The organism is Nocardioides sp. DN36 (assembly GCF_055380375.1).
Genome location: NZ_AP043823.1, coordinates 4,149,672 through 4,171,135 on the forward strand (window position 1 = coordinate 4,149,672; position 21,464 = coordinate 4,171,135).

At 72.8% G+C, this 21,464-nt stretch carries 24 protein-coding genes; 8 read left to right on the forward strand and 16 right to left on the reverse strand.

Annotated elements, in window-relative coordinates; genetic code table 11:
• Positions 1-29: 29 nt before the first annotated feature.
• Together ACZ43H_RS20880 and ACZ43H_RS20885 are read right to left on the reverse strand one after the other, a co-directional pair.
• Positions 30-866, reverse strand: a complete 837-nt coding sequence (locus tag ACZ43H_RS20880; RefSeq protein WP_464586149.1) for an ABC-2 transporter permease — start codon at positions 864-866, stop codon at positions 30-32.
• On the reverse strand, positions 863-1,762 hold the full coding sequence (locus ACZ43H_RS20885) for an ABC transporter ATP-binding protein (protein ID WP_464586151.1): 900 nt from the start codon (positions 1,760-1,762) through the stop codon (positions 863-865). The genes ACZ43H_RS20880 and ACZ43H_RS20885 overlap by 4 nt, the downstream gene beginning before the upstream one ends.
• 124 nt (positions 1,763-1,886) lie before the next feature.
• Here ACZ43H_RS20885 and ACZ43H_RS20890 point away from each other — a divergent pair, with 124 nt between their 5' ends.
• Positions 1,887-3,371: a serine/threonine-protein kinase gene (locus ACZ43H_RS20890; RefSeq protein WP_464586152.1), complete on the forward strand. Its 1,485-nt coding sequence runs from the start codon at positions 1,887-1,889 to the stop codon at positions 3,369-3,371.
• A gap of 3 nt (positions 3,372-3,374) precedes the next feature.
• Here the strand turns inward: ACZ43H_RS20890 and ACZ43H_RS20895 are convergent, their stop codons facing one another.
• Together ACZ43H_RS20895 and ACZ43H_RS20900 are read right to left on the reverse strand one after the other, a co-directional pair.
• Positions 3,375-4,016: a hypothetical protein gene (locus ACZ43H_RS20895; protein WP_464586154.1), complete on the reverse strand. Its 642-nt coding sequence runs from the start codon at positions 4,014-4,016 to the stop codon at positions 3,375-3,377.
• 138 nt (positions 4,017-4,154) lie between these two features.
• Entirely contained in the window at positions 4,155-4,547 is a 393-nt protein-coding gene (locus ACZ43H_RS20900) for a YciI family protein (protein WP_464586156.1), read from the reverse strand.
• A 180-nt stretch (positions 4,548-4,727) separates the two neighbouring features.
• Here ACZ43H_RS20900 and ACZ43H_RS20905 point away from each other — a divergent pair, with 180 nt between their 5' ends.
• Positions 4,728-6,236 carry an amidohydrolase gene (locus ACZ43H_RS20905; protein ID WP_464586158.1) on the forward strand — a complete coding sequence of 503 codons (1,509 nt, stop codon included), beginning with the start codon at positions 4,728-4,730 and terminating at the stop codon, positions 6,234-6,236.
• Between the two features lie 16 nt (positions 6,237-6,252).
• Here the strand turns inward: ACZ43H_RS20905 and ACZ43H_RS20910 are convergent, their stop codons facing one another.
• From ACZ43H_RS20910 to ACZ43H_RS20920, 3 genes are all read right to left on the reverse strand, one after another.
• Entirely contained in the window at positions 6,253-6,936 is a 684-nt protein-coding gene (locus ACZ43H_RS20910; RefSeq protein WP_464586159.1) for a hypothetical protein, read from the reverse strand.
• Between the two features lie 158 nt (positions 6,937-7,094).
• Positions 7,095-7,235: a hypothetical protein gene (locus ACZ43H_RS20915; RefSeq protein ID WP_464586161.1), complete on the reverse strand. Its 141-nt coding sequence runs from the start codon at positions 7,233-7,235 to the stop codon at positions 7,095-7,097.
• A gap of 71 nt (positions 7,236-7,306) precedes the next feature.
• On the reverse strand, positions 7,307-7,741 hold the full coding sequence (locus tag ACZ43H_RS20920) for a MarR family winged helix-turn-helix transcriptional regulator (protein ID WP_464586163.1): 435 nt from the start codon (positions 7,739-7,741) through the stop codon (positions 7,307-7,309).
• A gap of 137 nt (positions 7,742-7,878) precedes the next feature.
• Between ACZ43H_RS20920 and ACZ43H_RS20925 the strand changes: the two genes are divergently transcribed.
• Positions 7,879-9,063 carry an MFS transporter gene (locus tag ACZ43H_RS20925; RefSeq protein WP_464586165.1) on the forward strand — a complete coding sequence of 395 codons (1,185 nt, stop codon included), beginning with the start codon at positions 7,879-7,881 and terminating at the stop codon, positions 9,061-9,063.
• A 17-nt stretch (positions 9,064-9,080) separates the two neighbouring features.
• Here ACZ43H_RS20925 and ACZ43H_RS20930 read toward each other — a convergent pair whose 3' ends face one another.
• On the reverse strand, positions 9,081-10,025 hold the full coding sequence (locus ACZ43H_RS20930; protein WP_464586166.1) for an SGNH/GDSL hydrolase family protein: 945 nt from the start codon (positions 10,023-10,025) through the stop codon (positions 9,081-9,083).
• 96 nt (positions 10,026-10,121) lie between these two features.
• On the opposite strand from ACZ43H_RS20930, the gene ACZ43H_RS20935 reads away from it, so the two are divergent.
• On the forward strand, positions 10,122-11,117 hold the full coding sequence (locus ACZ43H_RS20935) for a cation diffusion facilitator family transporter (RefSeq protein ID WP_464586168.1): 996 nt from the start codon (positions 10,122-10,124) through the stop codon (positions 11,115-11,117).
• A 43-nt stretch (positions 11,118-11,160) separates the two neighbouring features.
• Here the strand turns inward: ACZ43H_RS20935 and ACZ43H_RS20940 are convergent, their stop codons facing one another.
• The 4 genes from ACZ43H_RS20940 to ACZ43H_RS20955 all read right to left on the reverse strand — a co-directional run bounded on the left by ACZ43H_RS20940 (position 11,161) and on the right by ACZ43H_RS20955 (position 14,388).
• Positions 11,161-11,841, reverse strand: coding sequence for a fasciclin domain-containing protein (locus ACZ43H_RS20940; protein WP_464586169.1), 681 nt, complete (start codon positions 11,839-11,841; stop codon positions 11,161-11,163).
• 31 nt (positions 11,842-11,872) lie between these two features.
• Entirely contained in the window at positions 11,873-12,553 is a 681-nt protein-coding gene (locus ACZ43H_RS20945) for an anti-sigma factor (protein ID WP_464586171.1), read from the reverse strand.
• Positions 12,550-13,095: an RNA polymerase sigma factor gene (locus ACZ43H_RS20950; protein WP_464586173.1), complete on the reverse strand. Its 546-nt coding sequence runs from the start codon at positions 13,093-13,095 to the stop codon at positions 12,550-12,552. The genes ACZ43H_RS20945 and ACZ43H_RS20950 overlap by 4 nt, the downstream gene beginning before the upstream one ends.
• Before the next feature lie 114 nt (positions 13,096-13,209).
• Positions 13,210-14,388: a PucR family transcriptional regulator gene (locus ACZ43H_RS20955; RefSeq protein ID WP_464586175.1), complete on the reverse strand. Its 1,179-nt coding sequence runs from the start codon at positions 14,386-14,388 to the stop codon at positions 13,210-13,212.
• 98 nt (positions 14,389-14,486) lie between these two features.
• On the opposite strand from ACZ43H_RS20955, the gene ACZ43H_RS20960 reads away from it, so the two are divergent.
• Both ACZ43H_RS20960 and ACZ43H_RS20965 read left to right on the forward strand, forming a co-directional pair.
• Complete coding sequence (locus ACZ43H_RS20960) at positions 14,487-15,650, forward strand: ferredoxin reductase (RefSeq protein ID WP_464586177.1); 1,164 nt, start codon at positions 14,487-14,489, stop codon at positions 15,648-15,650.
• A gap of 41 nt (positions 15,651-15,691) precedes the next feature.
• Complete coding sequence (locus ACZ43H_RS20965) at positions 15,692-16,921, forward strand: fatty acid desaturase family protein (RefSeq protein ID WP_464586178.1); 1,230 nt, start codon at positions 15,692-15,694, stop codon at positions 16,919-16,921.
• Positions 16,922-16,931: 10 nt separating this feature from the next.
• On the opposite strand, the gene ACZ43H_RS20970 is transcribed toward ACZ43H_RS20965, so the two are convergent.
• From ACZ43H_RS20970 to ACZ43H_RS20985, 4 genes are read right to left on the reverse strand one after another with little or no spacing between them, the layout of a single operon-like run.
• Positions 16,932-17,567 carry an HAD family hydrolase gene (locus tag ACZ43H_RS20970; RefSeq protein WP_464586180.1) on the reverse strand — a complete coding sequence of 212 codons (636 nt, stop codon included), beginning with the start codon at positions 17,565-17,567 and terminating at the stop codon, positions 16,932-16,934.
• On the reverse strand, positions 17,564-17,974 hold the full coding sequence (locus ACZ43H_RS20975) for a PTS sugar transporter subunit IIA (protein ID WP_464590891.1): 411 nt from the start codon (positions 17,972-17,974) through the stop codon (positions 17,564-17,566). Before ACZ43H_RS20975 ends, ACZ43H_RS20970 begins: the two co-directional genes overlap by 4 nt.
• A 47-nt stretch (positions 17,975-18,021) precedes the next feature.
• Complete coding sequence (locus tag ACZ43H_RS20980) at positions 18,022-18,255, reverse strand: glucose PTS transporter subunit EIIB (RefSeq protein WP_464586182.1); 234 nt, start codon at positions 18,253-18,255, stop codon at positions 18,022-18,024.
• Entirely contained in the window at positions 18,252-19,313 is a 1,062-nt protein-coding gene (locus ACZ43H_RS20985; RefSeq protein ID WP_464586184.1) for an SIS domain-containing protein, read from the reverse strand. Before ACZ43H_RS20985 ends, ACZ43H_RS20980 begins: the two co-directional genes overlap by 4 nt.
• Positions 19,314-19,420: 107 nt before the next feature.
• Between ACZ43H_RS20985 and ACZ43H_RS20990 the strand changes: the two genes are divergently transcribed.
• Both ACZ43H_RS20990 and ACZ43H_RS20995 read left to right on the forward strand, forming a co-directional pair.
• On the forward strand, positions 19,421-20,212 hold the full coding sequence (locus ACZ43H_RS20990) for a GntR family transcriptional regulator (RefSeq protein WP_464586186.1): 792 nt from the start codon (positions 19,421-19,423) through the stop codon (positions 20,210-20,212).
• Complete coding sequence (locus ACZ43H_RS20995) at positions 20,209-21,462, forward strand: PTS transporter subunit EIIC (RefSeq protein ID WP_464586188.1); 1,254 nt, start codon at positions 20,209-20,211, stop codon at positions 21,460-21,462. The genes ACZ43H_RS20990 and ACZ43H_RS20995 overlap by 4 nt, the downstream gene beginning before the upstream one ends.
• The last annotated feature ends 2 nt before the right edge of the window (positions 21,463-21,464 follow it).

Below are 21,464 nucleotides of genomic sequence, written 5' to 3' on the forward strand. Positions count from 1 at the left end.
ACACGGAGGCAGCGGGGCAGGGCGTCGGGTCATTTCACCTCGGACCGCAGCACCATCCGGACGCCGACGGCCAGCGGGACGACCAGCCAGGCCAGTCCCGTGATCCCGAGCTGCAGCCACTGCTCGCCGGTCAGGCCGCCGTCGAAGAGGGTGCTCTGCGTGTAGTTGAAGTCCACCCACGGCTGCAGGTCCTGGAACCACTGCTGGTTCGCCGCGAGCACCATCGCGAGGGTCGGCAGCACGAACGAGTAGACGAAGTAGGACACGATCGCGCCGGGCGAGTTGCGGATCACCACACCGAGCATGAAGCCGATCAGCAGCCCCAGCACGTTGGCGAGGATGATGTACAGCAGGTTGTCGAGCCCGAGGTCCCACGTGGTGTCGACGCCGGCCAGGGCCGCGCCGACGACGTTGCCGAGTGCGCCGATCGCGAACGCCACCAGGATCGACGCCACCCCGACCGCCACGGCGACGATGCCCTTGGCGAGGATCGTCCGCCCGCGGTTCGGCACCAGCGTGAACGTCGTCAGACCGCTGCGCTGGCTCCACTCGCCGGTGACCGAGAGGATCGCGATCATCGGCAGGATGATCGTCATCGGCACGCCGATCGCGGCGGCGAACGAGTCGTAGGTCAGGCTGCTGTCCGGCGCCCACAGGATCACGGCGGCGGTGGCCAGCAGGGCGGTGATGCCGATGCTCGCGAGCATCCAGAACCCGGACCGGGTGTCGAAGCTCTTGCGCGCCTCGACCGCGACGATCCGGGACAGCGGGATCGGGCGCGGCGGCGTACGTCGGGCCAGGTCGTGGGCGGGGTCGCGGGCGGGGTCGCGGGCGGGGTCGCGCGTGGGCAGGCTCGTGGTGGTCATGCGACCGCTCCTTCTCGTTGGGTGTCGGCGGTGAGCTCGAGGAACATCTCCTCGAGGCCGGCGCCGTCGGCCGGGCGCAGCTCGCGCAGGGCGATCCCGGCCTGGAGCGCGACCTTGCCGACCAGCTCGGGGTCGGCGTCGGTGCGCAGGGTGTCGTCGGCGGTGGTGGTGTGGGTGATGCCCGAGGCGGTGAGGGCCCGGGCCAGGTCGGCGGGGTTGCCGGTGCGGACGAGGGTGCCGGCGGCGGCCAGCAGCTCGGCCTTGGTGCCCTGGGCCACGATCCGGCCCTGGCCGATGACGACCAGGTCGTCGGCGACGACCTCGATCTCGTGCAGCAGGTGGGAGGAGAGCAGCACGGTGGCGCCGCGGTCGGCGTACCCCCGCAGCAGGTCGCGCATCCACCGGATGCCCGCCGGGTCGAGGCCGTTGGCGGGCTCGTCGAGGATCAGCACCTCCGGCTCGCCGAGCAGCGCGGTGGCGATCCCGAGGCGCTGGCGCATGCCCAGGGAGTAGTGGCGCACCCGGCGCCCGGCCTCCTCCGGGGTCAGGCTGACCAGCTCCAGGATCTCGTCGACCCGCTTGGCGGGCAGGCCCATGGTCCGGGCGGCGACCGTGAGGATCTCGCGGCCGGTGCGGCCCGCGTGCTGGGCCGACGCGTCGAGCAGGACGCCGACCTCGAGACCGGGGTTGGGCAGGTCGGCGAACCGGCGCCCGCACACCTCGGCGGTGCCGGACGTGGGGGGCGTGAGCCCGACCAGGACGCGCATCGTCGTGGACTTGCCGGCGCCGTTGGGGCCGAGGAACCCGGTCACGCGGCCGGGACGTGCGGTGAAGGTGACGTCGTCGACCGCGGTGAAGTCGCCGTACTTCCTGGTGAGGCTCTGGACAGTGATCATGCGGAAGAGACTCGCGCGCCGGGGCGAGTGCGCACATCGGGGAAGCCGCTGAACCCGACCCCGGGACCCACCCCTGACCCTTCTCGGGGTCGACCCCGAGAGCCCCCATAATGCTGGGGTGTCCATGCCCTCCCGACTCGGTCGCTACGCCGTGCGCCGGCGCATCGGGTCCGGCGGGTTCGCGACCGTCTGGCTCGCCTACGACGAGCAGCTCGACTCCCCGGTCGCCGTGAAGGTGCTCGCGGACAACTGGACCGAGGACCACCACGTCCGGCAACGGTTCCTCGAGGAGGGCCGCTACCTGCGCAAGGTCGAGTCGCCGCACGTCGTCGCCGTCTACGACGCGGGCGAGCTCGACGACGGCCGTCCCTACCTGGTGATGTCGTACGCCGACCAGGGGACGCTCGCGGACCGGCTCGAGGTCGAGGGGCTCACCCCGGCGCAGGCGCTCGAGGTGGTCCGCCAGGTGGGCGCCGGACTGCAGGCGCTGCACCAGCGCGGCATCCTGCACCGCGACGTGAAGCCCGCGAACGTGCTGTTCCGCACCGTCGAGGGTCCGCGACCCGGCGAGACCGAGGTGCGCGCGATGGTGGGCGACCTCGGCCTCGGCAAGGCGCTGGACATGTCCTCGCGGCTGACGATGATCGCCGGCACCCCGTCGTACGTCGCCCCCGAGCAGGCGCAGGGCGAGGGCCTGGACGCCCGGGCCGACCAGTACTCCCTCGCGTCCCTGACCCACCAGCTGCTCAGCGGGCGGGCGCCGTACTCCCACGCCTCGCTGGCTGCGGCCGCCGACCCGGGGCCGCCGCCCCCGCTCTCCACGCCCGATCGGGTGTTCCCGCCGGACGTGGACGCCGTGGTCGCCCGTGGGCTGGCACCGGACCGCGAGGACCGCTGGCCGGACGTGGCGGCCTTCGTCTCGGCGCTCGCCGCCGCCCTCGGTCCGGTCGGCGCCGCCCCGCAGGGGCCTGCCGTGTCCGAGCCCTGGCTGCCGGTCGACCCGCAGCTGACCCAGCCTGGGGCGGCCCCGACGCCGCGACCGGCCGCGGACGACCTGGCACCCCCGTCGCCCCCGCGCCGTGGGCGACGGCGGGCGATCGCCGTGGGCGCGGGTCTCGCCGCGCTGGTCGTCGGCGGCGCGGCCGGCTACCTGGTCGAGCAGCGGATGGGCCGGGAGGCCACGCTGAGCGACGCGCAGGGCTACCTGTCGGTGAGCGTGCCCGAGGGGTGGGACCGTGCGGTCGCCGAGGACGGCTGGACGCCGCCCGGCGACAAGACGGTCTTCCCGGCGCTGTCGGTCGGCACCTCCACGCACTGGACCGCGGCGGACGGCGCCGGCCAGGGGGTGTTCGTCGGCATCCTCCCGGGCAGCGAGCTGCCCACGCAGGTGCCGCGGCACCCCGAGTGCGGCGACGCGCAGGACCCGGTGGACGACACCGTCGACGGCAACGACTCGGTCACCGTCGTCTACTCCGCGTGCCCGGGCGGCGTGACGGTCGAGCGGGTGGTGCAGGTCGCCGAGAACCGGCTGCTCTGGGTGCAGGTGCGCAGCGCCGACCGGGCGACGGCCAACCAGGTGCTCGACGCCGTGCAGACGCACGGGATCTAGCGCCTACTGCACCTTGGCGATGCTCCGGGAGACCTCGGCCATCAGGTCGTCGAGCCCGGTCCGGTCGACCTCGCGTCCCACCACCGACATCTCGAAGGTCGCCTCCTCCGAGCCGGCGACGCTGAACCACTGGAAGGTGTTGAAGCGCAGCCGGTCGGTGTCCGGGTCGCGGTAGCTGAACGACAGCAGGTCCTGGGTCTGGCCGAGGACCTCGACGTCGTCGTAGCCGGCCTGCATCGCGGTGAGCTTCTGCGCGACCATCGCGGCCTTGGTCTTGTGCTCGGTCGAGAGCTTCACCCGCAGGCTGAAGCCGCCGACGGTCGGCTCGTCGGCGGGGCGCCAGCGCACCTCGTCGAGCGCCTCCGTCGTCGGGACCCAGCCCTTCGGGGCGGCATAGACCCACTCGTACGGCGCGTCGCCGAGCGTGTGCCGGCGGTAGCCCAGGCTGGCCTCGAGCGGCGGGTAGTCGATGTCGGGGGCGTAGTCGCGCACCGGGTCGACCGGGATCGAGGGGTCCGACGCCGGGACCGGCGCGGCCTCGGCGGCCGCCACGGGGGTGTCCCGCAGCACGTGACCGGTGGCGAACCCGCCGGCAGCGCCGAGCAGGGCGAGCGCGAGCACCGCCCCGAGTCCCCGCACGCCCATGGCGTCAACCGTAGCCGCAGCCGGACGCCGACCCGTCGCAGGTTCCCGTCTCGCCACGACACGGACCGGGTGGGCGTGCTGCCCGAGGAGGTCGTCGGGCATCAGGCAGATGGCAGGTGCGTCGCGTGCCGCTGCCGCTCAGCGCCGGCCCACGGCCTCACCCCCGAGCACGAGCGCCTGCAACGAGCCGGCCTTGAAGCGGCGCACCTCCTGGGGCCAGCCGCACCCCTCGGCCACCCTCCCCGCCCACATGCGGGCGGATGCGTCGTCGGGCACGTCCACGATGGTCAGCCCGCCGAGCCACTCCTTGGTCTCCGCGAAGGGCCCGTCGGTGACGAGCAGCTCCCCGCTCGTGGCGTCCGCGCTCGCCGCCTCCTCGAGCTCCTCGACCAGCCCGCCGGCGTAGACCAGGACTCCTTGGTCCTGCATGTCGCGGACGACGGCCGTGGACGGCTCGATGCGGCCCTCGAACCACTCCTCGTCGTGGTCGCCGACCCACTGCTGGTTGAAGTAGATGAGGTAGTGAGGCATCTCTGCTCCCTTGCTCGGGCGGACCCGATGCCCGCCGCTACCCACGCTACGAACAGCAGTGGGCCGATACGACACCCATAGCCGGCGTGTTCTGCCGCTGCCGGTGCGGAGCGGCCGGACACGTCTCAGGGTGACGACCCGTCGCCGGCCCGCCCGGCAGCGGCCGTTAGCGTGCCGATCGTGACGAGCCACCTGATCCGCAACGCCCGCCTCGTCCCGCTCTCGCCGGGTGAGGACGCCCCCGACCGACCCCTCGACGTCCTGGTGGAGGACGGCCGGGTCACCGCCGTGGGTCCCGGCCTCGACCGGCCGACCGGCGTACCGGAGTCGGACGCGGAGGGTCGTTGGGCGATCCCGGGCCTGTGGGACCAGCACGTCCACCTCGGGCAGTGGACGCTGGCCAGCCAGCGGCTCGACCTGGCCTCGGCCCGGTCGCCGGAGGACGCGACCCGGCAGGTGGCCGAGAGGATCGCCGAGTGGCCCGACCACCCGGTGATCGGCTGGGGGCACCGCTCCGGCGGCTGGGACCGCGACGTCACGGTCTCCGAGCTCGACGCGGTCTCCGGGGACACCCCGGTGGTGCTGATCTCGGGCGACGGGCACCACGCGTGGCTGAACACGACCGCGCTCATGCACCTCGCGATGCCGGTCCGTGACTCGGTGGTGCGGGAGGCCGAGTGGTTCGCGGCGTACGCGCGGCTCTCCACCCTCGTCGGCGACGACGGCACCTCGGCCGAGGCCTACCGGCGCACCCTCGAGCACGCGGAGTCGATGGGGATCGTCGGCATCGTGGACTTCGAGTTCAGCGGCGGGGCCCGCGAGTGGGCCGAGCGCTGGGCGGCCGGGGCGGACCTGCTGCGGATCCGGATGGCGACGTACGCCGACACGCTGGACGACGTCATCTCGGCCGGGCTGCGCACCGGCGACCCGCTGCCCGGCTGCGACTCCCGGGCGGTGATGGGGCCGTTGAAGATCATCAGCGACGGCTCGCTCAACACCCGCACGGCCTGGTGCTGCGAGCCGTACGCCGACGCCCACCGCCTGGAGTACCCCTCCGGCCAGCCCAACCTGTCGACCGACGAGCTGCGCGACCTCCTCGCCCGCGCCCACGCGCACGGGCTGGAGGTGGCCACCCACGCGATCGGCGACGCGGCCGTCGGGGCCGCCCTCGACGCCTACGCGAGCACGGGTGCGCGCGGCTCGATCGAGCACGCGCAGATGGCCCGGCGCGCGGACATCGCGCGGATGGCCGGGCTCGGCATCCGCGCCAGCATCCAGCCCGCGCACCTGCTCGACGACCGCGACCTGACCGAGAAGATCTGGGGAGAGCGCTCGGAGCGGTGCTTCGCCTTCCGCTGGATGCTCGACGAGGGCGTCGAGCTGGCGATGGGCTCGGACGCACCGGTCTCGCCGCTGGACCCCTGGCTGGCGATCGCGGCCGCCGTGCACCGCAGCGCCGACGAGCGCGCACCGTGGCACCCCGAGCAGGCGCTCACCCCGGCCGAGGCGCTGGCCGCGTCGGTCGACGGGCAGCCGACCGTCGGCGTCGGCTCGGTGGGCGACCTCGTGCTGCTGGACCGCGACCCCCTCGAGGGGAGCGGCGACTCGGCGGCGACGGGTGAGCTGCTGCGCACCATGCCGGTCGCGGCGACGTTCGTCGGCGGTGCCGTCGTGCACGACGTGCGGTAGGGGCCGATCGAGCAGGTCAGGCCGGGTCGCCCACGCGCACGCTGACCCACGTACGGTCGTCGTACGCCGTGGCCCCGGGAGCCACCCCCTTGGTGCCGCGCAACGGACCGATGCACAAGGGATCCTCACGCACGAGGTCGAGGAGCCTCCGATCGCTCGCCTCCCGGGTGTCGAGGATCTCCGGGTAGCCGTCCGAGGTGAGGACCAGGGTGCCGCGGCCGGCCAGCGGCGTCACCTCCAGGTGCTCCGCGGGGACATGAGTGCCGTTGACGGCGCCGTAGCCGAGGTCGTGGACCCGGTTGGCGAAGAGTCCCTGGACCTCGAGGAGGCCCTGGATCGCCCGACGTCCGGGATCGGCGGCGGCCAGCTCCTCGACCGTCCAGCCCTCGGCCAGGTGGGCCTCGGTCACCGCGCGCCGCAGTCGGGACGTGACCTCGTCGATGCGCAACGCACCCGGGTGCCCGGTCCCGCCGAACGACCACGAGCAGTCGCCCAACCGCCACACCTCGTGACGGGGGCGGGAGTACACCACCAGCGCACACGCGGGTCGCTGGTGGCGACCGATCTCGGGCCGTCGGGCGCGGATGGCCGCGTCGAGGCGTGCGGTGACGAACGAGATGGCCTCGCCGGCGCCGAGCGACGTGTCCACGGCCTTCAGCGCGTCGGCGACCACCCGGGTGCCGAATCGCCCCGAGGACACCTCCTCCTGCCCGAGTCGGTAACGGATGCCCGACTTGTCCGTGGCGCCGTCGATGACGGCGACCAGCTGTGCCGTGACGACGAAGTCGTCCTCGTTCGGCCGGGTCGCGCTCTTGGGCTCGGTGAAGACCTCCAGGACCTCGATGTCGGCTCCCGGGATCAGAACGGGTCGGGCGCGGGCTCCACGTCGGGGGTCGTCCCCGGGTCCTCGCCGGGCGTCGGCTCCGGGGTCGGGATGCCGTGCGGGTCGCCGCTCGGGACGACGTCGGGGTCGGGTGCGGGATCGGTGGGAACGGTCATGCCGGGGTCGTACCCGTCGGCGGACGAGCCATGAACTGGGCCCGCGAACAGAGCGGTGAACCGGGCCGGGATCAGCCCGTGACGGCCTTGACCAGGTCGGCCAGCTCGGGGGTGTTCTCGGCCTCGGTGAGCGCGGCCTCGAGGGTGGCGTCGTGCACCGGTCGCGCGCGGTCGAGGGCGGTGCGTCCGTCGGGGGTCAGCTCGGTGTAGATCCCGCGGCGGTCGTCCGCGCACAGGATCCGGGTGAGGAGGCCGCGGTCCTCGAGCCGGTTGACCAGCCGGGTCGAGGCGCTGGGGGAGAGGCCGGCGGCGCGGCCGAGCTGGGCCATCCGCATGTGCCAGCCGTCCTGCCGCGACAACGCGTCCATCACCGTGAACTCGACGACCGACAGCTCGTGCTCGGCCTGCAGCGCCTTCTCGAGGCGGCTCTCGATGAGCTGGTGCAGGGCGGCGAGCCGGCGCCATCCCTGGGCGCGGACCTCCACGGCCTCGTCGCTGATTCCCACGTCTGCCTCCTCGGTGCTGCGGTGACGGACCCCACTGTACCAACTGTTTGCAATAGACGGCGTGTGCAACTAACGTCGTCCTCAAGCACATTGTTGCAGACGCGGGATAACGCCCCGCGCACGATCTGGAGGTGAGCATGAAACCCGGACTTCTCGCACTCGCCGTCGGCGGGTTCGGCATCGGGCTGACCGAGTTCGTCATCGCCGGGCTGCTGCCCGAGGTGGCGGCTGACTTCGCGGTGTCGGAGGCCACGGCCGGCTGGCTGATCTCCGGCTACGCCCTCAGCGTCGCGGTCGGGGCCATCGGCCTGACCGCCGGCGTGACCCGGCTGCCGCGCAAGCAGGTGCTGCTCGGCCTGATGGTGCTCTTCATCGCCGGCAACCTGCTCTCCGCCGTCGCGGGGACGTACGCCGTGATGCTGGCCGGTCGCGTCGTCGCCGCCCTCTGCCACGGCGCGTTCTTCGGGATCGGGTCGGTGGTCGCGGCCAGCCTGGTGGAGCCGGCGAAGAAGGCGGGCGCGATCGCGCTCATGTTCGGCGGCCTGACCATCGCCAACGTGCTGGGCGTCCCGCTCGGCACCCTGCTCGGCCAGCAGCTCGGCTGGCGCTCGACCTTCTGGGCGATCACCGCGATCGGCGTCGCCGCCTTCGTCGCCATCGCCCTGCTGGTCCCGGGCAGCCGGGCCGAGGACGCGGGCAGCCTGCGGCACGAGGTCCGCGCCTTCCGGCACCCCCAGGTCTGGCTGTCGCTGGCGATGACGGTGCTCGGCTTCGGCGGAATGTTCGGCGCCTTCACCTACATCGCCTACACCCTCACCGAGGTGACTGGCTTCGCGTCCGGCGCGGTGCCGTGGCTGCTGGTGCTCTTCGGGGCCGGCCTGTTCGTCGGCAACCTGCTCGGCGGCCGCGCCGCCAACGTCGACGTGCCCCGCACGCTGCTCGTGGTGCTCGCCGGCCTCACCGTGGTGATGGTGCTCTTCGCCCTGACGGCCGGCTCGCAGGTGGCGACCGTGGTCGCCCTGGTGCTCATGGGCGCCTTCGGCTTCGCCACCGTGCCCGGCCTCCAGATGCGGATCATGACCTACGCCGGCGAGGCGCCGACGCTCGCGAGCGGCGCCAACATCGCCGCCTTCAACGTGGGCAACGCCCTCGGTGCGTGGCTGGGTGGTGTCGCGATCACCGCCGGCCTCGGGTTCACCTCCCCGCTGTGGGTCGGTGCGGCCCTGGCGTTCGCGGCCCTGGTGGTGCTAGTGCTCGCCGAGCGTGCGGCCCGTCGTACGTCGGTGCGACGGGAGCGGTCCGAGGAGCTCGTGACGGCCTGATCGACCCGGGCAGCGACCTAGAGCTCCGCCAGCACCAGCCGGGCCACGGCCTCCTGCTCCTCGGCGAAGGGGTGGAAGGCCAGGGCGCGGCTGGTGTCGGTCTCGCGCCCGTTGATCCACGGGTCGTCGGAGCAGATGTCGTGGCCGGCGCTGGCGTCGAAGACGTCGACGAACGCGTCGGCCTGGCGAGCGCCCTGCTCGACCGCCTTCGCGAGCCCCTCGTTGATCCGGCGGGCGTAGTCGTAGTCACCGGTGGCCAAGGGCAGCAGGTCCGGGCAGGTCCCGCTCGGCGGCAGGATCTGGGGGTAGCCGACGACCACCACCCGGGCCTTGGGTGCCCGGTCGTGGATGCCGGCGACGATGGCTGCGACGTGTCCGCGGATCTGGCCCAGCTCACGGGCCAGCCGGTCGGAGCCGCCGGAGGTGAAGCGCTTCTCGCACGGCGCACCCTCCGGGTCGGCGGAGCGCAGCTTCGCGCAGGTGCCCACGAGGGTGGCGAACAGGTCGAAGTCGTTGCCGCCGATGCCGACCGTGACCAGGTCGGTGTCCCGGGTCAGCGCGTCGAACTGCGGCGGCTGGGCCTGGTTGCCGGTCTGCTGCACGCCGACCATGGAGCTGCTGTCGGCCCCGCTGCAGCTGACGTCGACCAGCTGCGTGCCGGACAGGTCCGCGGCGACCAGCGCGGGGTAGTTGTTGGTGGAGCGCAGGCAACCGTTGGTGACGTCGGTGTCCGGCACCAGCGGGGCGGCGGTGTAGGAGTCGCCGAGGGCGACGTAGCGCGCGTACGTCGCGGGGCCGGAGGCGTCGGTCACGCTCGCCGAGGGAGTCGGAGCGGACGCCTCGGGAGTGCCGGCCTCGACCGCGTCACTCCCGGAGCAGCCGGTCGCGGCCAGGGTCAGCAGCACGGCCAGCGCGGGCAGGGCAGCGGCCAGGGTTCGTGCGGGGTGGGACGTTCGGGGCATGCGCACCTCCTGCCCGGAGACGGTACGGGTGTGCACCCAGCCTTGCGCCGCCGCCCCCGGGAGACTGGACCGTCCCGGAAGGGGTAGTACTGAGGAGTGACCACCCAAGACGCGCAGCAGACCGGCGACGACACCCCCGTGTCGGTCGAGGTGCCCGACGACCAGTCCAAGGGTGGCGACTCGGCGCTCACCGTCATCATCGCGCTGGTCGCGAACGGCCTGCTCGCGGCCGCGAAGACCTTCGCGGGGTTCGTGACCGGATCGGCCTCGATGATGGCCGAGGCGGCCCACTCGTGGGCCGACACCGGCAACGAGGTGTTCCTGCTGATCGCGGAGCGGCAGGGCCGGAAGCCCCGCGACGAGTCCCATCCGCGTGGCTACGGCCGGGCGACGTACGTCTGGTCCCTGGTGGCCGCCTTCGGCCTGTTCTCGGCCGGCGCGGTGGTCTCGATCTGGCACGGCGTCAGCGAGCTGTTCGCCGAGCCCGAGACGCCGAGCTACACGATCAACTACGTGATCCTCGCGATCGCCTTCGTGCTCGAGGGCACGTCCTTCGTGCAGGCGTCACGCCAGGTGCACGGCGCCTCCCGACGCTGGGGGATGCACCCGCTGCGCTTCGTCGAGCGCACCTCGAACCCCACGCTGCGCGCGGTCTTCTTCGAGGACTTCTCGGCGCTGCTCGGCATCCTCTTCGCCGGTGCCGGCATCGGGCTGCACCAGCTCACCGGCGACGCCTACTGGGACGCGGTCGGCTCCATCGCGGTCGGGGTGCTGCTCGCGTTCGTCGCGGTCTTCCTGATGCGCCGCAACATGGACTACCTGCTGGGCGAGGGCTCCGCGGAGATGCGCAAGCGGGTGCTCGCGGGCCTGCTCGAGCACCCGGCCATCGACCGGATCACCTACCTCCACGTGGAGTACGTCGGCCCCAGCCGGCTGTTCGTCGTCGCGGCCGTCGACCTGACCGGTGACGACGCCGAGCCCGACCTGGCGCGGCGGATCCGCGACGTGGAGCGCGAGATCGAGGAGAACGACCTCATCGAGGACGCCGTCCTCACCCTCGCCCACCCGGACGAGCCCTCGCTGACACCCTGAGGCGCCCGCGAGGAGCTCGTCCGTGCGGTGGGCCGGTCGGTTCTCAGGCCGGCGGCGGCTCGAGGTCGAACGGACGCAGGATCAGGTTGACCGCGTGCGCGATCTGCCGGTTGCCCTTGTTGATGTTGCGGGGCCGGATCACGTGCGCGTTCTTGTCATTCGGGTCCTTGTCCTTGAGGAAGACCTTCTTGCCCTGGACGTCGACCCTGAGGGTCAGGCCTCCGGGGAAGGCGGTCTGGAGCTTGACCCCGTCGGCCTTGCGGGCCTGCCGGTAGGTGATGGTCGCGCCCGGCACCACGTGGTAGAGCAGGATGTTCTCGATCAGTGCCACCGGGTCGGAGGGCGAGATCTGGCCAGCGAGCGCGACGAGCGTCTTGTACGCCTCCTTCTCGGTGGCCGGCGCCGTGCCCGTCGCGGCCTTGACCAGCTTGCGGAACGCCTTGTCGGTGGGCAGGAACGCCGTCACCCGCTTCCGACCGTGGGCAAGCACGGCGACCGGGCTGTCGGGCTTGGCCTTCAGCACGGCGTGCACGGCCTTGTCCACGATGTCGAAGTCGCTCCAGTTCTGGTCGAACTTGTTGCCGTCGACGGCCAGGACCTTCGCCAGGCTCCTGTGCCCGAGCTTGCGGTCCGCGCCGGGTGCCTGGGCCTGGGCCGGGGTGGCGGCCGCCGTGCCCGCGACCAGGACGGTCGCCAGCGCGGCAGCTGTGTAGCGGATCTTCATGGTTGTTCCTTCCGGTGGGTTGGGTGAGACGTCACGAAGCAGTGGGGGGTGGGGCGTCGTACGACGCGCGCAGGACCGAGGTCACGGAGTGCTGGGGGTTCCCGTCGTCGACCTCGAGGCTGACGTCGACCGCGGTGTAGCGGCCGAGCAGCCGGTCGTCGATCTCGAACGACGCCTGCCCGGTGGGGCCGAGCTGGCCGAGGGGGAGCATCTTCTGGGTGGCCGGGTCGAGCAGCCAGGCCTCGTAGAACTGGCCGCTGCGGGCCCGGGGCAGGTCCCGGGTGGTGATGGACATCCGGGCGCTGTCCGGACCCACGGACATCAGCAGCTGGCCGCGGGCCGAGCCCACGACCGGGTCGAGGGTGGCGCTCAGCTGCTCCCGCACGGGGGCAGGTGCCCCGTCCCCGCGGTCGAGGAGGACCGCGGTGAGGCCGGCGCCGATGACCGCGACCACGGCCGCCGCGGCGATGAGCAGCCGGGGCCGCCAGCCGGCGCCGCGCGAGGGCCGGCGCAGCGCGGGCAGCGGGGCCGCCTCGCCGGCAGGCTCCTCCAGGGTCCGGGCCGAGCGGGTGAGCATCGCGTGCCCGGTGGCGAGCTCGGCGAGGTCGCCGCGGCAGTCCTGGCAGCTGTCGAGGTGCTCCCCGGCATGGGCGACGTCCTGGTTGGTCAGCTCGGCGCGCAGCAGGCCGAGCAGGTCGGGGTGGTCGTTCACGCGGCTCCTCCTTCCCGCAGCTGGTCGCGCATGAGGGCCCCGAGGCGACGGGTCGCGCGGGAGGCCCGGGCCTTGACGGTCCCGATCGGCACGTCCAGCCGCTCGGCGATCTCCCGCTGGGTCAGGCCCGCGTAGTAGGTCAGCTCCAGCGCCTGCCGCTCGTGCTCGGGCAGCCGGGACAGCGCGGCCCGGACGTCGGCCGCCTCGGCGAAGCGCTCGGCGGTCTCCCGGCCGTCCTCCCCGACGAGGTCGCGCGCGGCCTCCACGTCGACCACCTGGTGGCGGCGGGCGCGCAGGGCGTCCACGGCCCGCCGGTGCGCGATCGTGAACAGCCAGGTGCTGAACCGCTGGCTGGGCTGGTAGCGCCCGGCGTGCCGCCACACGTCGAGGAAGGTCCGCTGGAGGACGTCCTCGGCCTCGTCCGGCCCGACGTAGCGGCGCAGGTAGGAGAGCAGGCTGCCGCCGTACGCCGCGTAGGCCTCCTCGAGGGCGGACTCGTCGCGCCGCGCGAGGCGTAGCCCGATGGCCTGACCGCTCTCCATGTGAGGTGATTCGGTCAGGCCGGGCGGATGGTTGCCGTGTTCAGGGATATACCGACAATTGGTGGTCGGTCCCGAGCGGGGTCAGAGTCTTTCGGCCCTCGCGGACCGGACGTCTCAGGGCCCTTCGGCCCCCAGGGCGATCGTCAGCGCGAGCACCGTGGCCGGGTCGTCGAGCCGGTCGCCGTACAGCTCGCGCAGCTGTCCCATGCGGTAGCGGACGGTCTGCGGGTGGACGAACAGCTCCTCGGCGACGTCCTCCCGGCGGCCGTGGTGGAGCAGCCAGGAGCGCAGCGTGTCGGCGAGCTTCTCCGCGGAGCCCGCGCGCAGTCCCTCCAGCGGGGCGAGCACCTGCGCGCGCAGGTCGGCGAGGGCCTCGGCGTCGGCGCCGAGCACCAGCTGGGTGAGGTGGGCCTCGGTGTCCTCGGTGATGCCCAGGGTCCGGGCCCGGATCGCGCGCTCGTAGGACGCGCGCACCTCCAGCCACGGGCGCGCCGGCCCCGCGATCGCGCCGCGGCCGCGCAGCGCCCGCAGCAGCACCGGCCGCCGGTGCCCGTGCACGTCCGGCACCAGCAGCAGCGCGTGGTCCTCGAGGTCGGGGAGATCGGCCGCGACCAGCGTGCGGGAGGCGACCGCCGCCAGCACCGGGCGCACCTGGGCCTCGGGGACCACGACCGCGGTGAGCGTGGTCGGGGGCTCCCACCCGGCCCGCTCGGCGGCGGCGACGACGGTCTCGGTCGAGGCCCCGGACAGGAGGTGCCGGGCGATCCGCTCGAGGAGCCGCTGCCGGACCCGGCCGCTCGTGGCGAGCTCGTCGGTGTGGCCGGCCACGCTCGCCGCGGACAGCTCGTCGATGTAGGCGAAGACCAGCTCGGCGAAGTCGACCAGCGTCTCGGCCGGGATCCCGCTGGCGACGGCCGTCGTCGACATCTGGCGCCAGGAGACCCGGGCGCCGACGCGGTAGGCCGCGAGCAGCGCCTCGGTGCTGCGGCCGCTACGGGCCTCGCCGCGCCCGAGCTGGTAGGCACCCTCGACGGCCGGGGCGGTCGGCGTACGCGGGTCGGCGCCGCGCCGGCCGCTGGCCAGGGAGAGGAAGCCGCCGAGTGCGAGCTGGACGGCGTTGCGGATGTTCTCGCCCATCGGGCCGGTCAGCGCGCCCTCGTAGCTGGGCACCTCCGCGATGATCGCGGTGACCGTCTCCTCGGCCACCGCGGGCAGCCTCGAGCGCATCTCGCCGACCGCCTCGGCGGGCAGCTGGAGCCGGTGCCCGGCGGTACGACGGGTGGGGCGGGCCATGGTGGGACTCCTTGTTGTCACCTGCGAACAAATGTGACCTGCGTCTTCACGCTCGACGGACAGGACTTTACGCCCTCCGATGAAGGACAGTGGGTGTCATGAGCATCGATGTCACTCCTCGCGTCTCCGGAGCGACCTCCGCGTCCCCTGACAGCGCCACCCCGTCGGCCCTGCCGCCGGCCCCTCGCCGCAGCCTGCGCGACGGCCTGCGCCGCTTCGCCGAGGCGGCGGTGACCCCGCTCGAGCTCGACGACGTGCTGGACGTCTTCCACCCGCTGCGCAAGGGCGCCGACCTGCGCGGCCGGATCGTCTCGGTCACCCCCGAGACCGCCGACGCCGCCACCATCGTCATCAAGCCCGGCAAGGACTGGGCCGGCCACGTGCCCGGCCAGTACCTCCGCGTGGGCGTCGACGTCGACGGCGTCCGCCTGTGGCGCACCTACTCGCTGACCCACGGCCCCCGCCCCGACCGCTGCATCAGCATCACGGTCAAGGCGATCCCCGACGGCGTCGTGTCCAACCACCTGGTCCGCAAGGTCCGCCCCGGCCAGATGATCCACCTCGGCCAGGCCGACGGCGACTTCGTGCTCCCGGACCCGATGCCCACCAAGCTGCTGCTCGTCACCGCCGGCTCGGGCATCACGCCGGTGATCGGCATGCTGCGCAACCTGTTCTCGCGGGCCGTGCCGTTCGAGGCCGACATCGTGCTGCTGCACTCCGCGCTCTCCCGCTCGGAGGTCATCTTCGGCGAGGAGCTGCGCCGGTACGCCGCCGCGGGCCGGCTGCGCCTGGTCGAGCTGCACACCGACACCCACGGCATGCTCGACGTGCACGACCTCGACACGATCGTCCCCGACATCGCCGAGCGCACGACGTACGCCTGTGGCCCGGTCGGCCTGCTCGACGCGCTCGAGGCGCACCACACCGAGCGCGACCTGCCGCTGCACATCGAGCGGTTCCGCACCTCGGTCGTCGTCACCGCCGAGGATGGGCAGAGCGGCGGCACGGTCTCGTTCGCGAAGTCCGGCACCACCCTGGAGGCCGACGGCTCCACGCCGATCCTCGACGCCGCCGAGGCCGCGGGCGTGCTGATGCCCAGCGGCTGCCGGATGGGCGTCTGCTTCGGCTGCGTGCTGCCGCTGCGGGAGGGCGCCGTCCGCGACCTCCGCAACGGCCAGCTGACCGTCGCCGCCCCCGGCGACGGCGTGATCATCCAGACCTGCATCAGCGCAGCCGCCGGCGCCTGCGACATCGACCACTGACCTTTCCCCACCCGCTCGATCCCCCGAGAAGGAGCGACACCATGACCGCACTGCAGAAGAAGGCCGACAACCCGATCGCGCACCTCACCCCCGAGGACATCGAGCAGCTCGGCCACGAGCTCGACGCCATCCGCCAGGACGTCCTCGACGCCCGCGGCGAGAGCGACGCGAAGTACATCCGCAAGGTCATCGGCGTGCAGCGCAAGCTCGAGCTCGGCTCGCGCGCGGTGCTCCTCGCCTCCGCCTTCCCGCCGGCATGGGTGGTCGGCACCGCCGGCCTGTCGGTCGCCAAGATCCTCGAGAACATGGAGATCGGCCACAACATCCTGCACGGCCAGTGGGACTGGATGCGCGACCCCAAGATCCACTCCACGACCTGGGAGTGGGACATGGCCACGCCGGCCGAGCAGTGGAAGCACTCGCACAACGAGCTGCACCACACCTACACGAACGTGATCGGCAAGGACAACGACCTCGGCTACGGCATCATGCGCGTCGACGAGGACCAGCCCTGGCACCCGTTCTTCCTGGTGCAGCCGCTGTGGAACTTCATCAACGCCTGCTTCTTCGAGTACGGCATCGCGGCGTACGACCTCGAGCTCGGCGCCACCATCAAGAAGAAGCAGACCAAGGACCCCGACTTCCAGCGCCGCCTCAAGGGCGTGTTCAAGAAGATCCGCAACCAGGCCACCAAGGACTACGCGGTGCACCCGCTGCTGTCCCTGCCCACCGGATCGTTCCTGCCGACCCTGGCCGCGAACTTCACCGCCAACGTGGTCCGCAACCTGTGGAGCCACTCGATCATCATGTGCGGCCACTTCCCGGAGGGTGTCGAGACGTTCGAGCGCCGCTCGATCGAGGGCGAGACCCGCGGCGAGTGGTACGTCCGCCAGATGCTCGGCTCGGCCAACATCTCCGGCTCCAAGGCGATGCACATCATGAGCGGCAACCTGTCGCACCAGATCGAGCACCACCTGTTCCCGGACCTGCCCAGCAACCGGTACGCCGAGATCGCACCGAGGGTCAAGGACCTCTTCGAGAAGTACGACCTCAAATACCACGCCGCCCCGCTGCCGCAGCAGGTCGCGAGCGCCTGGCACAAGGTGATCCGGCTGTCGCTGCCCAACGGCTGGCTGGCCACCACCAACACCAGGAACCTCGTGCCGCAGCTCAAGATGCTCTACAAGATGACGACCGGCGGCCCCAAGGTCCGTCGCGCCGCCCAGGCCCGCCTCAACCAGCAGGCCCGCAAGGTGGCTGCCGCCGCCTGACCCGCCCGTCTCAACGGAGGAGGTCGCCGAGGCCCTGCAGGTCCGGGAGCACGACGTGCGCGCCGGCCTCGGTGAGCTCGGCCCCGGACCAGGTGGTGGTCACGCCGACGACCCGGCCGACGCCGGCCGCGACGGCCGCCCCGACACCCGCGGGCGAGTCCTCGGCGGCGAGGCAGTCGGCGGGGGAGACGCCGAGGCGTGCGCAGGCGAGCAGGAATCCCGCTGGGTGCGGCTTGCCCTCGGCGACGTCGTGGGCGGTCACGACCACCTCGATGTGCTCGAGCACGCCGAGGCCGTCGCCCAGGGCGCGCGAGACCCAGGGCGGGCGCGCCGAGGTGACGATCGCGAGCGGGATCCCGGCGCCCACGGCCGAGTGGACGGCCGCCCGCGCGCCGGCGACCGGGTTCGGGGTCGCGCCGTCCGGGATGTGTCCGCGCACCTCGGCGGCGAGCTCGTGGGGGTCGTGTCCCGCCCATGGTCCCGCCTCGACCGCGAAGACGTCCTCGGCCCGGCGCCCGGTGAACATGCCGAGGTCGGCGACCGACCACCCGCGGTCGGCCAGGAAGGCGTCGTACGCCGCCCGGTGCACCGGCTCGGAGTCGACCAGGGTGCCGTCGAGGTCGAGCAGCAGCGCCGCCGGCTTCACGGGCCCACCCTGAACAGCACGTCGCCGACCTTCGCGACCGCGCCGTCCGCGGGCGCCGGCACCGACCCCTTGGGCCGGTCCATCGCCACCACCGGGACGATCGTGGAGAGGTCCTCGCCGGTGACGCTCGCGGGGTCCCAGCGCACCATCGGGTCGCCGGCCGCGACCGTCGAGCCCTGCTCGGCGAGGACCTCGAAGCCCTTGCCCTCCAGGCGCACGGTGTTGATGCCGAGGTGCACGAGGACGCCGACGCCTTCGGCGCCGAGCACCACGAACGCGTGCGGGTGCACCTTGACCACCGTGCCGGCGATGGGGGACACCACGGTCACCTCGCCCGGGTCGGGGTCGATGGCGACGCCCGGCCCGACCATCTCCGAGGAGAACACGGGGTCGGGCACCTCCGACATCGGCACCAGCCGACCGGGGCAGGGGACCAGGACCTCCAGCGGTCCGGTCACATCAGGTCCTCGATGTCCTCGGCCAGGGTGTCGGCCTCGGGCCCGACGACCACCTGGACGACGTTGCCGGACCTCACCACGCCGTGCGCACCCGCTGACTTGAGTGCCTTCTCGTCGACCAGCGCGCCGTCGTTCACCTCGGTGCGCAGCCGGGTGATGCAGGGCTCGATCTCGACGATGTTCCCGGCGCCGCCGAGTCCGGCGAGGATCTGCTCGGCCTTGCTGCTCATGGATTCTCCTTCGGGGTGGGTGGGTCGGTGGTGGTCACCTTGGCCAGGCCGCGGGGGTTGTCCGGGTCGAGCCCGAGCTCGCGGGCCAGCGCCTCGACGAGCAGCTGGGCCGGCACGATCGCCCCCAGCGGCGCCAGCGCCTCAGGGAGCTCGGGGCCGGGCACGTGCACCGCGCAGGACCGGGCGAACGCGGGGTCGCCGCCGATGCCCACCACCGTGGCGCCCCGCGCCGCGAGGTCGTCGGCGAGCTCGGCCATCGGCGCGAGCAGCGGCCCGTCGGGGGCGGCGACCAGCACGGCGGTCATCCCCTCGGTCACCACCGAGATCGGACCGTGCCGCAGGTCGGCGTACGAGTAGCCGCGCACCGGCCGCAGGCAGGTCTCCTCGAGCTTCAGCGCGGTCTCCAGCGCCGTGCCCATCATCAGGCCGCGCCCGGAGACGACGGCGTACGCCGCGTCGCGCAGCGCCTCGACCGCGGCCGGCACACCGGTCGGCTCGTGCACGAGCCGCTCCACCTCGTGGGGGACCCGGGCCAGCTCGGCATCGAGGGCGTGCGGGTCGGGGGCGAGCGCGGTGCCGAGGACGGTCATCGCGACGAGCTGGGTGAGGTAGGTCTTGGTCGCCGGCACCGCGAGCTCGGGGCCGGCCTGCGTGACCAGGGCCAGGTCGGCGTACTCCGCGAGGGGCGAGCCCTCGACGTTGGTGACGGCCAGCGTCGCGGCGCCGTTGCCCTGCGCCCAGGTCTGGGTCTCGACGATCTCCGTCGTGGCGCCGGACTGCGACACGCACACCACGAGGGCGTCGGAGAGGTCGAGCTGTGCGCGGTAGTGGGTGGCGACGCTGGGGGAGAGCAGGCTGCCGAGCACCCCCGCGCGGGTCTCGAGGAGGTAGCGCCCGTAGACGGCCGCGTTGTCGCTGGAGCCGCGGGCCGCGAAGAGCACCTGTCGACGCCCCTGCGCGAGCCGGCGCACGTCCGCACGCAGGGGCAGCAGCGCGTCGAGGGTGCGGCGCACGGCCTGCGGCTGCTCGGCCACCTCGGCGGCCATCCGGCTGCTCACGCGATCTCCTCCGGGCCCTTGACATCCGTCGTGAGCGTGACCATCCTCACAACTGGTACGGACCAGACCGTACCAGTGGTCACCAGCACCGTCGAGAGGTCCGACCCTTGTCCCGTACCCGTTCCGCCCGGGTCATCACCGACGGCCCCCGGCCCAAGCACGCGCAGCTGAGCGACGCGCTGGCCGACCTCGCCGTGCACGAGCTCGGGCCCGACGCCGCGATCCCCTCCGAGCGCGAGCTGATGACGACGTACGACGTCTCCCGCGCGACGGTCCGCAAGGCGATCGACAGCCTGGTCGCCGACGGGCTGCTGCACCGGATCCACGGCAAGGGCACGTTCGTCGCCCGGCCCCGGCTCGAGAGCCGGCTGCACCTCGCGTCGTTCAGCCAGGACATGCGCCGCCGCGGGCTGACCCCGTCCACGCGGCTGCTGAGCGTCGAGCTGGACGAGCCGCCCGCCGACGTCGCGAAGGCGCTCGACCTGAGCACGGACGGGGCCGCCTGGCGACTGGACCGAGTGCGCCTCGCGGACGGGCAGCCGATCGCGCTCGAGAACGGGTGGTACCCCCACCACCTGCTGCCCGGCCTGGACCGCCACGACCTCGGTGGCTCGCTCTACGAGCTGCTCGCGGACGTCTACGACCTGAGCATCGACGGCGCCGAGCAGACCCTGTGGGGCGAGACCGCGGACGCGGCCACGGCGCGCCGGCTCGACGCACCGGTCAACACCCCGCTCCTCGTCTTCCGGCGCGTGTCGTACGCCGCCGGCCGCCCGCTGGAGTACGTCGTGTCGCGCTACCGGGGCGACCGCTACCAGCTGCACATGTCCCTGGGCCGGGACGACCTCGGCGCCAGCCCAGCACCCCGGAAGGGGACCACCGAAGGGAAGAAGCAGTGACCACCACAGACGCGTCCTCGGGCGCCACCACGGAGCGGCGCCGGCTCAACCTGGCGCCGGTCCAGAAGTTCGGTCGGAGCCTGATGCTGCCGATCGCGGCCCTCCCGGCCGCAGCGCTGCTGCTGCGGCTCGGCCAGGCCGACCTCCTCGGCGCCGACGGGCTCGGCTGGGAGCACGTCTCGGCGGTGGTCGGAGCGGCCGGCAACGCGCTCTTCGCGAACCTGCCCCTGCTCTTCGCCGTGGGTGTCGCGATCGGCATGGCGAAGAAGTCCGACGGCTCGACCGCCCTCGCAGCCGTCGTCGGCTACCTCGTCTTCAAGGCGGTCGGGGACGCGGTCTCGCCGTTCGTGCTGGGGACCCCCGACGAGGGCGGGACCCAGGAGCTGATCAACTACGGCGTCCTCGGGGGCATCGTCTCCGGCCTGGCGGCGGCCTGGCTGTGGCAGCGGTACCACCGCATCAAGCTGCCGCCGTACCTCGCGTTCTTCGGTGGCCGCCGCTTCGTCCCGATCGTCACGGCGGTCGTGATGCTCGTGGTCTCGGTGCTCATGAGCGTGGTCTACCCGGCGTTCAACTCCGGGATCACCAACCTCGGTGAATGGGTCACCGAGAACGACGTCACGGGAGGCTTCGTCTACGGCACGCTGAACCGGCTGCTGATCCCGCTGGGCCTGCACCACATCCTGAACAACCCGCCGTGGTTCGTCTTCGGCTCCTACGACAGCTCGGCCGGGGTCGTGCACGGGGACATCCCGCGCTTCCTCGCCGGCGACCCGACAGCCGGCGCCTTCATGACCGGCTTCTTCCCGATCATGATGTTCGCGCTCCCGGCTGCGGCGCTCGCGATCTGGCACGAGGCGCGCCCCCAGCACAAGAAGGCCGTCGGCGGCATCATGCTGTCCGCCGCGCTGACCTCGTTCCTCACCGGCGTCACCGAGCCGCTGGAGTTCGCGTTCATGTTCGTCGCGTGGCCGCTCTACGTGATCCACGCCGTGCTCACCGGCACCTCGCTGGCGCTGGTCAACGCGCTCGGGATCAAGGACGGCTTCGGCTTCTCCGCCGGCCTGTTCGACTTCCTGCTGAACTGGAACATCGCGACGAAGCCGTGGCTGCTGGTCCCGATCGGGATCGGCTACGCGGTCGTCTACTACTTCCTCTTCCGGGCCGTGATCCGCAGGTGGAACCTGCGCACGCCCGGCCGCGAGGAGGAGGACGCCGAGTCCGCCGTCGAGGCCGACACGAGCGCCTGAGG

Coding starts and splice junctions, on each gene's coding strand:
- ACZ43H_RS20885 (WP_464586151.1), bottom strand. CDS start 1,762: ATGATCACTGTCCAGAGCCTCACCAGGAAGTACGGCGACTTCACCGCG.
- ACZ43H_RS20965 (WP_464586178.1), top strand. CDS start 15,692: ATGACCGCACTGCAGAAGAAGGCCGACAACCCGATCGCGCACCTCACC.
- ACZ43H_RS20960 (WP_464586177.1), top strand. CDS start 14,487: ATGAGCATCGATGTCACTCCTCGCGTCTCCGGAGCGACCTCCGCGTCC.
- ACZ43H_RS20980 (WP_464586182.1), bottom strand. CDS start 18,255: ATGAGCAGCAAGGCCGAGCAGATCCTCGCCGGACTCGGCGGCGCCGGG.
- ACZ43H_RS20950 (WP_464586173.1), bottom strand. CDS start 13,095: ATGGAGAGCGGTCAGGCCATCGGGCTACGCCTCGCGCGGCGCGACGAG.
- ACZ43H_RS20955 (WP_464586175.1), bottom strand. CDS start 14,388: ATGGCCCGCCCCACCCGTCGTACCGCCGGGCACCGGCTCCAGCTGCCC.
- ACZ43H_RS20940 (WP_464586169.1), bottom strand. CDS start 11,841: ATGAAGATCCGCTACACAGCTGCCGCGCTGGCGACCGTCCTGGTCGCG.
- ACZ43H_RS20880 (WP_464586149.1), bottom strand. CDS start 866: ATGACCACCACGAGCCTGCCCACGCGCGACCCCGCCCGCGACCCCGCC.
- ACZ43H_RS20895 (WP_464586154.1), bottom strand. CDS start 4,016: ATGGGCGTGCGGGGACTCGGGGCGGTGCTCGCGCTCGCCCTGCTCGGC.
- ACZ43H_RS20975 (WP_464590891.1), bottom strand. CDS start 17,974: ATGTCGGAGGTGCCCGACCCCGTGTTCTCCTCGGAGATGGTCGGGCCG.
- ACZ43H_RS20915 (WP_464586161.1), bottom strand. CDS start 7,235: ATGACCGTTCCCACCGATCCCGCACCCGACCCCGACGTCGTCCCGAGC.
- ACZ43H_RS20900 (WP_464586156.1), bottom strand. CDS start 4,547: ATGCCTCACTACCTCATCTACTTCAACCAGCAGTGGGTCGGCGACCAC.
- ACZ43H_RS20925 (WP_464586165.1), top strand. CDS start 7,879: ATGAAACCCGGACTTCTCGCACTCGCCGTCGGCGGGTTCGGCATCGGG.
- ACZ43H_RS20890 (WP_464586152.1), top strand. CDS start 1,887: ATGCCCTCCCGACTCGGTCGCTACGCCGTGCGCCGGCGCATCGGGTCC.
- ACZ43H_RS20930 (WP_464586166.1), bottom strand. CDS start 10,025: ATGCCCCGAACGTCCCACCCCGCACGAACCCTGGCCGCTGCCCTGCCC.